At 28.9% G+C, this 15,330-nt stretch carries 14 protein-coding genes and 1 riboswitch; of the genes, 7 read left to right on the forward strand and 7 right to left on the reverse strand.

The window, feature by feature from the left end:
- Positions 1-594: 594 nt before the first annotated feature.
- From BMUR_RS11510 to BMUR_RS11540, 7 genes are all read left to right on the forward strand, one after another.
- A complete protein-coding gene (locus BMUR_RS11510; protein ID WP_013114709.1) occupies positions 595-1,653 on the forward strand; it encodes an ABC transporter ATP-binding protein in 1,059 nt (352 codons plus the stop codon).
- On the forward strand, positions 1,650-2,459 hold the full coding sequence (locus BMUR_RS11515) for an ABC transporter permease (protein WP_013114710.1): 810 nt from the start codon (positions 1,650-1,652) through the stop codon (positions 2,457-2,459). Before BMUR_RS11510 ends, BMUR_RS11515 begins: the two co-directional genes overlap by 4 nt.
- Positions 2,460-2,471: 12 nt before the next feature.
- A complete protein-coding gene (locus BMUR_RS11520; RefSeq protein ID WP_013114711.1) occupies positions 2,472-3,278 on the forward strand; it encodes an ABC transporter permease in 807 nt (268 codons plus the stop codon).
- 53 nt (positions 3,279-3,331) lie between these two features.
- Entirely contained in the window at positions 3,332-4,534 is a 1,203-nt protein-coding gene (locus BMUR_RS11525; protein WP_013114712.1) for an ABC transporter substrate-binding protein, read from the forward strand.
- Between the two features lie 222 nt (positions 4,535-4,756).
- Positions 4,757-5,314 carry a TetR/AcrR family transcriptional regulator gene (locus BMUR_RS11530; RefSeq protein ID WP_041750013.1) on the forward strand — a complete coding sequence of 186 codons (558 nt, stop codon included), beginning with the start codon at positions 4,757-4,759 and terminating at the stop codon, positions 5,312-5,314.
- A gap of 31 nt (positions 5,315-5,345) precedes the next feature.
- Positions 5,346-7,094 (forward strand): ABC transporter ATP-binding protein/permease, encoded by a 1,749-nt coding sequence (locus tag BMUR_RS11535; protein WP_013114714.1) that lies wholly within the window; start codon positions 5,346-5,348, stop codon positions 7,092-7,094.
- Positions 7,095-7,416: 322 nt separating this feature from the next.
- The gene (locus BMUR_RS11540; protein ID WP_013114715.1) at positions 7,417-9,075 is read left to right on the forward strand and encodes an amino acid ABC transporter ATP-binding/permease protein; all 1,659 of its coding nucleotides are present in this window, start codon (positions 7,417-7,419) and stop codon (positions 9,073-9,075) included.
- Positions 9,076-9,160: 85 nt separating this feature from the next.
- Here BMUR_RS11540 and BMUR_RS11545 read toward each other — a convergent pair whose 3' ends face one another.
- The 7 genes from BMUR_RS11545 to BMUR_RS11575 form a co-directional block, all read right to left on the reverse strand.
- Positions 9,161-10,540, reverse strand: a complete 1,380-nt coding sequence (locus BMUR_RS11545) for an 8-oxoguanine deaminase (RefSeq protein ID WP_013114716.1) — start codon at positions 10,538-10,540, stop codon at positions 9,161-9,163.
- A gap of 22 nt (positions 10,541-10,562) precedes the next feature.
- A riboswitch (purine riboswitch) is annotated at positions 10,563-10,658 on the reverse strand.
- 155 nt (positions 10,659-10,813) lie between these two features.
- Positions 10,814-11,422, reverse strand: coding sequence for a hypothetical protein (locus tag BMUR_RS11550; RefSeq protein ID WP_013114717.1), 609 nt, complete (start codon positions 11,420-11,422; stop codon positions 10,814-10,816).
- 64 nt (positions 11,423-11,486) lie between these two features.
- On the reverse strand, positions 11,487-11,900 hold the full coding sequence (locus tag BMUR_RS11555) for a YbaN family protein (protein ID WP_013114718.1): 414 nt from the start codon (positions 11,898-11,900) through the stop codon (positions 11,487-11,489).
- Positions 11,897-12,316: a nitrous oxide-stimulated promoter family protein gene (locus BMUR_RS11560; protein WP_013114719.1), complete on the reverse strand. Its 420-nt coding sequence runs from the start codon at positions 12,314-12,316 to the stop codon at positions 11,897-11,899. Before BMUR_RS11560 ends, BMUR_RS11555 begins: the two co-directional genes overlap by 4 nt.
- A gap of 100 nt (positions 12,317-12,416) precedes the next feature.
- Positions 12,417-13,736 carry a hypothetical protein gene (locus BMUR_RS11565; RefSeq protein WP_013114720.1) on the reverse strand — a complete coding sequence of 440 codons (1,320 nt, stop codon included), beginning with the start codon at positions 13,734-13,736 and terminating at the stop codon, positions 12,417-12,419.
- Positions 13,737-13,843: 107 nt separating this feature from the next.
- Positions 13,844-14,524, reverse strand: coding sequence for a hypothetical protein (locus tag BMUR_RS11570; protein WP_013114721.1), 681 nt, complete (start codon positions 14,522-14,524; stop codon positions 13,844-13,846).
- Between the two features lie 89 nt (positions 14,525-14,613).
- On the reverse strand, positions 14,614-15,246 hold the full coding sequence (locus BMUR_RS11575) for a hypothetical protein (RefSeq protein WP_013114722.1): 633 nt from the start codon (positions 15,244-15,246) through the stop codon (positions 14,614-14,616).
- Positions 15,247-15,330: the final 84 nt, after the last annotated feature.

A 15,330-nucleotide genomic window follows, 5' to 3' on the forward strand; every position in this document is an offset into this window, starting at 1 on the left:
AGGTACAGCTGCATCTGTGGTACTTATGAGTATAAAAATAATAATATTACATAATATAGTGCAACAGTAGATGCAGATGGTATAGTAGTATCTTCTTCTGTAGGAGGATCTTTCAGTGTTGATAGTTTAGGCAATAGTAGTTTAACGAAAATATCAGATAATAATTATAAAAGCGGCTCTAGTGATTATCAATATTTTGAATTTACTGATGATACTCTTACAATAACTAAAAGTGATAACTCTAACAAAAAAACAGTACAATAAATATACTAAAAGTTTTATAAAAATAAGGGGCTATAAAAAGCCTCTTTTTTATTTTAATTATGATTATCTAAAGATTTAAAAAATTACTAAAAATATTTTTTATACTATTGACATTATTTATATTTGTATTATGTTGATTAATTAATAATAAATGATTTATGCAATAGCTCGAGTAATGGATATTCTTTTAAGGTGTATCTGTTGACTAAGAAAGGCTTATTATTTCTATAATTAGCTAGAACGAAAAAAACCCTATGCGGGTAAGCGATATGTTATATACATGTAAATTTTACGGAGGCTGTTGCAAATATACGCATAGGGGGTCATTTTATGAGCGGTAATATTATCGTGTCTTTAAAAAATATCAATGTTTCATATGAAGAAAACTCCATATTAGAAAACTTAAGTCTTGATATAAAAGATAAAGAATTTTTAACTCTTTTAGGTCCATCAGGCTGCGGAAAAACTACCATACTAAGAACTATAGCAGGTTTTATAAAGCCTGATTCTGGAGAGGTTCTTTTTGACGGCAAAGTTATAAATGATACTCCTCCTTATAAAAGAGAAGTTAATACTGTTTTTCAGCGTTATGCATTATTTCCTCATCTTAATGTATTTGAAAATATAGCATTCGGACTTAATCTTAAAAAAGTTCCTAAATCAGAAATTAAAGAGAGAGTTTATCAGATGCTAAAAATGGTAAACTTAGAAAATTACGGAAATAGAAATATAGCAAGACTTTCAGGCGGTCAGCAGCAGAGAGTAGCTATTGCAAGGGCATTAATTAATAAGCCTAGAGTTTTACTTCTTGATGAACCTTTGGGGGCATTGGATTTAAAACTCAGAAAAGAAATGCAGATAGAGTTAAAAAAGATTCAGCAGTCATTAGAAATTACTTTTGTATATGTAACTCATGATCAAGAAGAGGCTCTCACTATGAGCGATACAGTTGCTGTTATGAAAGACGGAGAAATACTTCAGATTGGCACTCCTGAAGATATATATAATGAGCCTAAGAATGCATTTATAGCAGATTTTATAGGCGAGAGTAATATTATAGATGGTATTATGCATGATGATTATATTGTAGAGTTTGCTGGGTATGTATTTGACTGTGTAGATAAGGGTTTTGAAAAGTTAGAAAAAGTTGATGTTGTTATACGTCCTGAAGATATAATAGTAGTACCTCCTGAAAGTGCTAATATATCTGGTTTGGTGGAATCTGCTATATTTAAGGGTGTGCATTTTGAAATGATACTCGATGCCCATGGTTATAAATGGATAATACATTCTACAGAAAAATGGGAGGCTGGCACTGAAATAGGAATTGATGTTGCAAAAGAAAATATTCATATAATGAAAAAAACAGCTAAAGAGGTGATAATATGAAAACAAAAATACCTGCAGTACCTTATTTGATTTGGACATTAGTTTTTGTATTAGTTCCTCTTTTTCTAGTTATATATTTTGCTTTTACAAATCAGAAAGGTGATTTTACATTAGACAATTTTGCTAATGCTGCTTCTTTTACTCCAGTTATAGTGCGTTCTGTTATACTTGCAGCTGTTTCTACTTTAATATGCTTAATACTTGCCTATCCTTTATCATATTATATATCAAGGCAGGAGAAAACTATTCAGCATGCCCTTATAATGCTTGTAATGCTTCCTATGTGGATGAACTTTCTTCTTAGAACTTATGCTTGGATGACTATACTTGAAAACAATGGACTTATCAATAGAGCTTTGCTTTTTATGGGGCTTTCTCCAGTAAAACTTATTAATACTCAGGCAGCAGTTTTAATAGGTATGGTTTATAACTATCTTCCCTTTATGATACTTCCTCTTTACTCTGTAATGACAAAGATACATAGCAGTTTGATAGAGGCTTCTCAGGATTTGGGTGCTAATTCTTTTAATGTATTTACTAAAATAATTTTTCCATTAAGTATTCCGGGTATGGCGGCAGGCGTTACAATGGTATTTGTGGCGGCAGTTAGTACATTTGTTATTTCGCGTATGCTTGGAGGAGGATCTAATATACTTATAGGCGATTTGATAGAGATGCAGTTTTTAGGAATGTCTTATAATCCTAATTTGGGTTCTGCTGTAAGTTTGGTATTAATAGTAATATCTTTATGTGCTATTGCTCTTATGCAGCAGATATATGAAGATGATGATGGTATGTTTTTGTAAGGATATGCTGTTATGATAAAGAAAATTCTCTCAAGAGGCTATATTGCTTTTATATTTCTATTTTTATATGCTCCTATAGCTATACTCATTTTCTTTTCATTTAATAAAGCTAGAGGGAGAGGTGTATTTACTGGATTTACTTTGAATTGGTATAAAGAGCTTTTTTCTAATGATTTGATATTAAGTTCATTTGTTAATACTTTAATAGTAGCTTCTGTATCTTCTATACTAGCTACTATACTTGGTACTATGGCCGCTATTGGAATAAACAGTTTTAATAAAAAAATGAAAAGTGCTGTTATGGGCATTACCTATATATCTATAATAAACCCAGAAATAGTAACTGGTATATCTTTAATGCTTTTATTTGTTATAATGAAATTAAAATTCGGTTTTACAACTTTGATACTTGCTCATATAACTTTTAATGTTCCTTATGTTATACTTAATGTACTTCCAAAATTAAGACAGCAGGATAATAGTTTGTATGAGGCGGCTTTGGATTTGGGATGCACTCCTTCTCAGGCATTTTGGAAAGTGGTGATACCTGATATACTTCCGGGTATACTTGCTGGTTTTTTAATGGCTTTAACTTATTCATTAGATGATTTTGTTGTAAGTTATTTTACTTCTGGAATTACTTCGCAGACTTTGCCTATAACTATTTATTCTATGACTAGAAAGCGTGTAAGTCCGGAGATTAATGCTATATCTACTGTTATATTTATAGTTGTGCTTGTAAGTTTAGTTATAATGAATTTGAAAGAGATAAAAAAAGAAAAATATTTGATTCAGCTAAAAAGAAAAAGAAGTAAATAAAAAAAATAAATAAAAAAGATAATAAAAATTATATTTTGAAGGATAAAATAAAAATGAAAAAAAAAGTTTTTGCTGTTTTAATGTTAATTGCCTTATCAGCAAGTGCTCAAACTGTTGACCTTAGCGTCTTTGATACTAATTATTACCATAAGTATAAAGGACAAAATCTATCGGTTAATGTTTATAACTGGGGCGAGTATATATCTGACGGTTCTGACGGCTCTCTTGATGTAAATAAAACTTTTGAGGAGCTTACTGGAATAAAAGTTAACTACTCCACTTTTGCCTCTAATGAAGAGATGTATGTAAAATTAAAAGTAGGAGGTATTCAGTATGATGTTATTATACCTTCAGACTATATGATAGAAAGACTTATTAATGAAAAATTAATTCAGAAATTAAATTATAATAATATACCAGCTCATACCAATATAGCTAATAGATTTAAAAACCTTCCTTTTGATCCTACAGGTGAGTATTCTTTAGCTTATACTTGGGGAGTAACTGGAATAGTTTATAATAGACAAATGGTAACTGAAAATGAAGCTGATATAGATTGGGATATACTTTTTGATAAAAAATATAAAGGTCAGATACTTATGTATTATAACCCTAGAGATGCTTTTGCAATAGCTCAGGCTTATTTAGGTTATTCGTTAAATACTACTAATGAAACAGAATTAAGAGAATGTGCAAGACTATTAAAAGAACAAAAACCTTTGGTACAGTCTTATGTAATGGACGAAATATACGACAAAATGGAAGCGGGTGAGGCAGCCCTTGGTGTTTATTATGCGGGTGATTCTCTTTCTATGATGGCAAGCAATCATGATTTAAATTTTGTTATACCTAAAAAAGGTGCTAATTTATTTGTAGATTCTATATGCATACCTTCAAACTCAGGTTCTCCGGAATTGGCTGAAATGTATATTAATTTCCTTTGCGAGCCTCAAATAGCTTTGGCTAATATAGAATATATTAATTATGCATCTCCTAATGACGGAGCTATCGCTATAATGAGCAGCGAAACTAAAAATAATAAAATAATATATCCAAATCAGGAAACTTTAGATAACTGCGAAGTTTATATAACATTGCCTGATGATACTAATATATTAATGGAAGATTTATGGAATGAAATACTTTCTAATGATAATGCTTATAAAGGATGGGTAATACCTGTTGCTTTGGGTGTTATAGTAGTTCTTTGTGCTGTTATAATAATACTTCGTAAAATGAAAAAAAGGGAAAATTAATTAAGTAATTTTATAAACTCCAAGTATATTGTTATATATGCTTGGAGTTTTTTATTTATAAAAAATACAAATTAATTTTGTTTTTTATATTGACAAAAAATAATAATTAATTAAAATATATTTAAGTTTAAATAAATGAAGGTTATAAAAGTCTGATTTCTTATTGGACTTTTATTTTGAAGCAAAATGAACATTGTTCATTTTATACTATTTGGGGAATTAATGAATAATATTGTAACTTCAAAAGAAGATATACTAAAAGCGAGCAGAGAATTAATAAAAAGAAAAGGACTTAATGCTATTAATATGCGTTCTGTTGCTGATGAGGCTAATATTGCTGTAGGATCTATTTATAATTATTTTAAGTCAAAAGAAGAGCTGACTATTGCAGTTATTGTAAGCGTATGGGCTGATATATTTCATTCTTCGGATATTTGTCTGGAGTCTGATAGTTTTATTGACAGTATAGATTCCATTTTTAAAATTTTAGAAAAAGGGGAGAAAAAATACCCTCATTTTTTTGCTTTGCATTCTACTATAATATTTGGAAAAAATAAGGATAAGGGTGTAAATGTAATGATGAATATGATAAAGCATATTAAAGATAGTATGTACAAAACTATTATAAATGATAAAAATATAAGAGAATATGCTTTTAATGATAATCTTAGTGCTGAAAAGTTTATAGATATAATATTTTCATTTATAATGGATTCTATGATAAAGGGAAATTATGATAGTTCTTCTATAAAAGAGATTATTAAGAGGACTATTTATTGATATATAAAAAATAAAATAAAGGAAAAAGTTTATGATTAATAAAAGGCTTATTGCTTTGATGGGATATGCCAAAAAATATATAGCTTGGCATGTTATAATACAGCTTGTTAATCTGGCACTTAATATAACAGCCGTATTTTTTATGGCTGATATTATACAAAAGGCTTCTAATGGAAATATAACAAAAGAAGATATTATAAAGTTATGCATAGCTATTTTTGTAATAATAGTATTAAGATTCAGATTTACTGTTTTAATGTCAAAAATGTCATACTATGCTTCTGGAAGAGTTAAGCAGACTTTAATAGAAAAAATATATTCAAAACTACTCACACTTGGAAGCAGATATAAAGAAAAATTTTCTACAAGCGAAATAGTGCAAATATCTATGGAGGGAGTTGATCAGTTAGAAACTTATTTTGGAAGATATTTGCCTCAGTTTTTTTATAGTATGATAGCTCCTATAGTGCTTTTTGCTGTGCTTTCTACTATAAGTATAAAGTCAGCTGTTATACTTTTAATATGTGTTCCTCTAATACCTATATCAATTATTGCTATAGTAAAAATTGCTAAAAGAATACTAAAAAAATATTGGGGAAGCTACAGCGATTTGGGAGAGATGTTTTTAGAAGATGTACAGGGACTTACTACTTTAAAAATATATAAAGCTGATGAAAATAAGAATAAAGAGATGAATATAGAAGCTGAAAAGTTTAGAATTGCTACTATGAATCTTTTATTTATGCAGCTTAATTCTACAACTATAATGGATATAATAGCATATGGCGGTGCTGCTTTGGGAGTTATAATTTCTGTACTTGAATATATGAAAGGAAATATTAATATTGCCGGCACATTTACTATAATAATGCTTTCTGCCGAGTTTTTTATTCCATTAAGACTTTTAGGTTCATTCTTTCACATTGCTATGAATGGAATATCTGCAAGCGATAAGATGTTTGAAATACTTGATATGAAAGATGATGATAAAAGAGTAAATAAAATTAATAAAAATAATGAAGAGATTACTTTTAAAGATGTTAGTTTTGCATACAATGAAGATAAAACTATATTAAAAGATATTAATATGACTATAAAAGAAAAATCATTTGTTTCTATAGTTGGTATTTCAGGTTCTGGAAAAAGCACTATTGCTGGGATTATATCATTAAGAAATGAAAATTATAAAGGCTCTGTTAAGATTGGAGATATAGAAATTTCTACGATAGATAAAGATGATTTATACAAAAGAATAGTTGTAGTTGATCATAACAGTTATTTATTTGAAGGCACTGTATATGATAATTTAAAAATGGCTGGAGATAATATAACAGAAAATCAGATGAATGAGGTATTAAAAAAAGTTGAGCTTTATGATTTTTTACAGTCTGAAGACGGACTTAATACAAAGATAATGGAAAAGGCTGCAAATTTATCTGGAGGACAGAAACAGAGATTGGCATTAGCAAGGGCTATACTTCTTAAAGGGGACATATATATATTTGATGAAGCTACTTCTAATGTTGATGTTGAAAGTGAAGAGAGTATTATGAAAGTGATAAGAGATATTGCCAAAGAAAAAACTGTTATATTAATATCTCATAGGCTTTATAACTCTATGCTTTCAGATAAAATATACTTCTTAAAAGACGGAGTGATAAAAGAAGAAGGTACACATAATGAGTTAATGAATATAAATGGAGAGTATGCTAAAGTTTTTAATGAGCAGACCAATTTAGAGAGCATAACAAAAGGAGATAGTTTAAGAATAGCTATATAAAATAAATATATACTAAAAATTTTTAAATTTGTAATTTTTTTATTGTTCTTTTTCCCGCCGCAAAAAGAACCAAAAAGTGCAAATCTAAAAGTAATGCTAAATAGTACTAATTATGTTTTACATGTAGAATAAATTATTAAATTTAGCCTGAAATATAGCCTTTCGCTACTGCGGGCTGTGCCTGCTTCTTTGTGGCAACAAAAGAAGTGGGGGTGTGGGGGCTAGTCCCCACAAATATAAATAAAATTAATTTTTAAACAAGTCTAGTAATTATAAAAAGAAAAACAACTTTAAAATTTTATATAACAAAGGAGTTTATAAAATGAGAAGAAGCGGTATAAAAATTATGGCGGAATTAATAGGCTTAATAACTCCGCTTATACATGTTATGATACTTGCAATAACTACAGGAGTTCTAGGTTTTTTATGTGCCATATCAATAACTATATTCGGCGGATATGCCATATTAACGTATTTAGGATTAAATAATTTGTTTACTATAAAAACTATATTTATAATAGTTTTGGTGCTTGCTGTTTTAAGAGGGGTACTTCACTATATAGAACAGCTGAGCAATCACTTTATAGCTTTTAAACTACTTGCTTTAATAAGAGATAAAGTTTTTAAGGCTTTAAGAAAATTATCCCCTGCCAAACTTGAAGGAAGAGATAAAGGAAATTTAATAGCTCTTATTACAAGCGATATTGAACTTCTTGAAGTGTTTTATGCACATACTATTTCACCTATAGCAATAGGAGTATTAACTTCAATTATTATGACAATTTTTATAGGAAGTTTTAATATTATATTAGGAGTTATAGCATTATTAGGATATATCACTATAGGTTTTATAATACCTTATTTTTCATCAAGGTTTGGGAAAAATGACGGAATGTCTTACAGAGATGATTTTGGTAAATTAAACAGTTATTTTCTTGATAGTTTATGGGGTATAAAAGAGGTACTGCAATTTGGATACGGAGATAAAAGAGCAAAAAATATAGAAACAAAGACTGACAGTTTAATGCATATCAATGAAAAGCTAAAAAAATATGAAGGTTTTATATCTGCAATTACAACTTCTGCTGTAACATTATTTACATTTGCTGTACTCGTTGTAAGTATTATACTTTCAAAAGATGTAAAAAATAATTTCGCTAATATTATAATACCTACAATAGCAATGGCTAGTTCATTCGGACCTGTTATAGCACTTAGCAATTTATCAAATAATTTGTTTATGACCTTAGCAAGCGGAGAGAGAGTATTAAACTTGCTTAAAGAAAAGCCTATTATTGAAGAAGTTTATAATGGAGAGAAAGATTTAGAGTTTAAAGGCTTGGAATGTAAAGATATATATTTTGACTATGAAGGCGAAGAGATATTAAATGATTATAATTTAGAAATAGAGACTAATAAGATAATAGGAATAAGCGGAAAAAGCGGAAGCGGAAAGTCTACTCTTTTAAAACTATTTATGCGTTTTTGGGATATAAAAAAGGGAAGTCTACAAATATCATCTAAAGATATAAAAGATATAAATACCGATTCTCTTCGTGATATGGAAAGCTATGTAACACAGGAGACTTCTATTTTTAAAGATACTATAGAAAATAATATAAAAATAGCAAATCAAAATGCCTCAAGAGAAGATGTTATAGAAGCATGTAAAAAAGCCTCACTCCATGATTTTATTATGACTTTGCCTAAAGGATATGATACTAATGTAGGCGAGCTTGGAGATACTTTATCAGGCGGAGAAAAGCAGCGTATAGGAATAGCTAGAAGTTTTTTACATAATGCTCCTTTTATACTTCTTGATGAGCCTACAAGCAATTTAGATAGTTTGAATGAGGCTGTTATATTAAAATCAATAAAAGAAAACAGCGTTAACAGAACAGTTGTTTTAGTTTCACATAGACTTTCTACACTTAATATAGCAGATAAAGTTTATAAGATGAAAGAAGACAGGGTTAGTTAGAAAATTATAGCTAATAATAAAAAATTATAATATCAATACTGCAGCATTTTAGTTTAATACTGCAGTATTGATATTTTTTGATAAATCACATATTTAAATATTTTCTTTCTGTTTCATAAGCAAGTTTATATATTTTCTCTTCATCAATGGAAGTAAGTTTTCCTTTTTCTGAAACGACTTTTCCATTAACTATAGTATAATCAACAGTATTCTTCCAGCCTATAGTGCATAATATAGATTTAGAATCAAAATCAGCACCTACCATTTCCAAACGCCTCATATCTATCATGAATAAATCTCCAGCTTTTCCTACTTCCAAACTTCCTATATCATCACGTCCTAAAACTTCGGCACCGCCTTTTGTAGCCATTTTTAATATATCATAAGCACTAGGAGCATTATTACTTGAATTAAGTCTGTGAAGAAGATAGCATACTCTCATCTCTTCTAACATATTAGATCCGTCATTACTTGCACTGCCGTCAACAGCCAAACTTACAGGCACACCTAATTTTAACATCTCTGGTATATTGCATACTCCAGAACTTAATTTCATGTTGGATATAGGACAATGTGCTACTCCAGTTTTTGTATCAGCTAAAAATTTTAATTCCTTTTCATTAAAATGAATACCATGTGCATACCAAACATCATTACCCACCCAGCCTAAAGATTCCATATATTCCAAAGGACGCATATTAAATTTTTCTTTTACATACACTTCTTCATCTTTAGTTTCGCATAAATGAGTATGAAGCCTTACTTTCAAATCTCTTGCTAGAATAGCAGATTGTTTTAATAATTCTTCGCTTACATTAAAAGGTGCACAAGGAGCTAATGCCACCATATTCATAGAGTATTTTGAATTGTCATGATACTTTTCAACTACTCTTTGGCAGTCTTTCAAAATTACATCTAATGGCTGTACTACAGAATCTGGGGGAAGTCCGCCGTCTTTTTTGCTCAAATCCATACTTCCTCTTGAAGCATACATTCTTATACCCAAATCTTTAGCTGCTCTAAACTGAGAATCTATTATTCCTTCAGCATTATTATTTGGAAATAAGTAATGATGATCAAAACAAGTTGTACATCCTGTTTTTAAAAGCTCTCCCATAGCAGTAATAGAACTGTAATATACTACTTCACTATTTAAATTTTTCCAAATTTCATACAGATTGGTAAGCCATTCAAATAATTCCATATTCTGAACCTGAGGCAAATTTCTGCTGAATATTTGAAATAAATGATGATGAGTATTAATAAGCCCCGGATATACAAAATAACCTGAAGCATCAATAACCCTGTCTGCATTTTTTTCTTTTATTAATGTTTCCTTTTCTGCCATTTCTCCTATATATGTTATAACTCCGTTTTCTATTAGTATATTAGCTGAGTTATAAACAGCATCATTTTCCGAACAGGTAACTATAGAAGAAGCGTTTTTGATAAAAAGACTAGACATATATTATACCTCCGTTAACTAAAAAATAAGGCAAAAAACTTATAGTCAATTATTGAGGTAATTGGTAGAAACGTTCAGCCTATTATGAACTTATATAAGTAAATAAATCGCCTAAAGAGAATTATAAAGTATTTTAATTTTATGTCAATTTATATAGAAGATATTGTTTGTATAATAAAAAATCATTGCCTATTTATAATTTTAAATAAGCAATGATTAAATTAATTAATAGGAGAAATAAAACATTTTTATATAATTTGTATTAATATTTCATTAAAAATAATATCGTCCGCCTACACTTATTCTTCCAAAACCAGCCTTATTTATTTTTTCTGGATATCCTAGTTCTTTTCCATTATGCACCATATGAAGACCTCCTCCAAACTCTAAAACTATACCCACATGTTTGCTTACATTTATATTAAATCCAGCTCCTCCTCCTACCTCCCAATAGTACGGTTTTGCAAATAAAAACTTCCCGCTTCTATCAGCATCAAAAGATAAAAATCCGAAACTTGCAAAAGCAAATCCGTATCTCGCTATACTTATTTTACCTGTATACTCATCATCTCCTCCAAATGTAAACTTCTGCATAAGTCCTAATTGGTACATTTGAGGGCTGTCATCATATATTTTAGAGCCTGTTACCGAAGTGTAGCTTTTTATCTGAAAATTATTATATTTCATAATCTTAAATCCAAACTCTATATTAACAGTTGTCTTTATAGAATCTGCACTGCTGAATATTCCTATAGAGAAAAATCTATTATCCAATACAGACTGAAATCCTTTTTTTTCTTCAGTATTTTCTTCCGCTTTAAGTATAGCGAATGAAGATAAAAGTATAATATTTATTATAAAAATATATTTTAATATTTTCATTGACTTTCCTTTAATAAAATATAACTGCTATTTTTAAGAATGTTATTTATTTGAGATTAAAAAATTACTCTATATTATCTAAATTATCTAATTCATTTGTACTTTTATTTATTTCATCTTCTTTTATAGTTTTTATCTGGGTAAAAAAGTATAAATATTTTGAAATAAAAAGTATTACAAGTGTTATTCTAGCATAAATGTTGTTTACAAAAATGAATGTAATTATAAGCATTGCACTTACTGGAAGAAGTATGCTTAGCTTAGATTTTAAAGTCATAGCTCTTGACTTTAAAAAACTCTCTAAATGTTTTTTATATAATTTTGTAGACGTAAACCAATTATGAAACTTTTTAGAGCCTTTTGCAAAAAAGAAAGATGCAAGCAAAAGAAAAGGTGTAGTAGGCAGTATAGGAACAACTATTCCAACAGCACCAATACCTACAAAAATAAAACCTAGAACTATAAATAATACTCTCATATTATACCTTTAAAATTAATCTTTTTATTTTTATTAAAATTATGCTTTATCATAACAATAACATGTTTCAATGCTATTATAGGATTATAAAGAAGCATTCTTTTACCTGAAAAACGCATTATATTTTTTATTTTTTCTTTCATATCTTTATTATAGCACTGAGATTTACATGCACTGCAGAAAGTTTTTGTCTCCATAAACCTGCATTTATCAGTTCTTATGCTAGCATAATTATATATGTTTTCACATTCCTTGCAAATATTTTTACTGCCGAAAGTTTTATTATAAGATTTATGGTATTCTTTATGATTATTTCTGCAGTAAATTTCTATCATACAAAGCATAGTTTTTTTCTCATTTTCTCTTTTTTTGTCTTCATCGCTATAACATAAAAAATCACAATAATTTTTTATCATTTTTATAACCTCTATTTGTTCATATATTGGGTATCTTTTTGATAAAGACACCCAATAATATATTTTCCCAAAGATCTATATAAATCAATAATTTAGCAAATTAAAATTTCCAAGTGATACCAGTACTTCCATTGAAGGCAAGTGAGCTGTTTGCTCTATTTCCAATACCATCAACAGTAGTAGCACCTCCAATCTGAGCTTCAAAATACCATTCCAAATTAGGTTTAGGAGTGATGTATAATTCTCCGTATACCAAATATCCCACAGAGTAGAATAAAGGCGGTATTCTTACAGGTTTTGAACTTGTTGCATAAGCATTAACTCCTCCAGTAAGCATAGAAAATGAAACAGCAGGTTCTAAATACACACTTATAAACTCGCTTTCAGCAGTAAAACCTACCGGCATAGATACACCTATAAACTGAGGTTTCGTAATATAATATTCTGTTCCTCCTATTTCTATGGAAGCTCCTGCCATTGTAGATTTGAAATTATGAGCAGTAAAATCATACCATGCAGGCATACCTGAACCAGAATATGTGGAATTATCCATTTCAAAAGCACCCATTGGAGAAGAAGCATCTATATTATAAGAACCAAATTCTACAGCACCGCTATGTTTATTACCAGAAACAGTTAAAGAATAAGAAGTACCAGTGAAGTCGGCTATTGAACCTTGATATACTACTCTTATTTGAGGTTCTATCAATACAGGGTCAGTTGCTGCTATAAAATATCCTCTTGCATCTATACCTATTGACTGAGCTGTAGTATCATCTGCAAATCCAAACTGTCCGTTACCGCCTATTTCTGGATTTAACATGCCTGATAAAGTTCCAAAATTAGCAGAGCTAAATGCTACAGATCTGCTTGAATTGGCTTTTAATCTGTACATACCGTATTTAAGATTAACTCTTATTCTGCTGAAAATATCATTTCCAGTGTAGTATTCTACTCTTATATCTGTTGAAACGGCTATATCACCATCATTAATGCTTCCGCTTCCTACTCCTATTGTTACAGGTACATTTATTCTCAAATTGTCATTCAATGCAGTGGCTGTGATTATAGGGGTATGTGCCTGCCAAGAACCTGATACATATTTGAATTGATAACCGACTCCTATACCGAAACTATCTGTTTTATATCCAAATCCTGCTATAGCTGCGGGTCTGAAATTATTTATGCCGCCTTCTGTTCCGACATCCAAATTATCAAGCAATACTCCTGCCGTTTCTCCTTCAACACCTGCCATAAATCTGAAATTTTCTGTACCTGCTAATACTCCTAATCTGTCAAGTCTTATAGTAAGCTGATTTTCATCTACTAAAAAATCATTAAAATCTTCTAAAATAGTATAACCAAATATACTATAAACACTTGTTATTAAAGCTGTTAAAATTAAACATAAACGTTTCATAATATTATCCTTTATTTTGTTTATAATTTTTAACAACTTTGTATTTTATTAATACAATATTTTTTATTATAAAACCCTATCACTATTAAAACTGTTTTTATTTTTTATCATAATGGTTTGTTTTTGGTATTGTTTCTTTCTATTGCCTCCTTTAATAATTCTCCGTTTTTATATATGCCTTTGCTCATTTCAATATACTTATTATAATTTTCATCATCTTTTATCTTGAAGTAGTATTGAGAAAGCCATACATATGATAAATATTTTTGGTATTTTTCTTTTGCATTATCCAATGCCTTATTAAAATATTCAAAAGCCTTTTTATTGCTTCCGCCTGCTATGGCTGGAGCATGCATATATCCTACAGCAGTACCAAGAAGTGCAAAAAAATTGGAATTATCTTTATCTAAAATATTTTTATATATTTCTTTACTTTTTGAACCAAAAGAAATTTTTTCAGGTACTTTGCAGTAATAAACTATATAATTCATAAGCTCTGATACACTTATTAAATAATCAATATCATCTGATTTTATATAGTCTGCATTTGCTTCAATTATTGCTTTTAAATAATTATATTTTTCTTTTTCATCTTCTATTGTTTTTGATTTTACAAGGGCGTATATATTTTTAAATGTTTTTGAATTATTATTTTCTGCCACTTTTATATCATAACTTGAAGAGTAATAGCTATTATAAAAACTATTTATTTCTTTCGAATTATATGAATATGCTTTATTTGTTATAATAGTTATTATGATTAAATATATTATAGTTTTTATTTTCATTAAGAAGTCCTATTTTTAGAATTGTTAGTATAGTTATCTAATTTGTTAGTATATTCTAACATTTAAAAGAAAAAAATCAATACATAAAATTAATTTTTATCCTCTAATTTAGGTCCGAATTTAAATCCTATTAAAGCACCGCCTCCAGAACCTCCTATTCTTGGAGTATCAGTCAAAGATCTTAAAGGAAGCCCATAGTCATGCGATATATAAACACCTAAAACTATTGCTAAATTATCAGTTATAAATATAGAATAGTCTAAAGTCGTCTTAAAATAATGCATAACGGATGCACTATATCCGTATTCTAAATCTTTTTTTCCAGCCATAGGTATTTTTATTCCGCCTCCTATTGCAAGAGAAACTCCCCAAATAGTGATTTTGGGCATAAATCCTATTTCAAAATTATGCATATACATAGATGTGTCTATAATCTCTCCATTTTCAAAAGTTTTTGATGATGGAAAACTGTCATACGTATATCCTAAATCAATAAATAATCCAGCTCCTATCCTGTTATATATTTTATGCATATATCCTAATTGTATTTCTAATCCGCTGTCTATACCTTTTTTTGAAGTGTAGCCTAGATTTTTCATAGCATTATTTGGTGTTCCTATTGAAGCTCCTATTGGTACATTTAAAGATATTTCAAATCCTCCTCCATATCCGAATAAATTAATTGATAATATTACAATTAATAATAATACTTTTTTAGTCATGGTAACAATCTCCTTATGATTAATTAAAGTTAGATTATATTTAATAAAAGTTAGTATATTCTAACAATAAATTTAAAAAAATCA

Origin of the sequence: Brachyspira murdochii DSM 12563 (assembly GCF_000092845.1) — a bacterium.
Classification (GTDB): domain Bacteria; phylum Spirochaetota; class Brachyspiria; order Brachyspirales; family Brachyspiraceae; genus Brachyspira; species Brachyspira murdochii.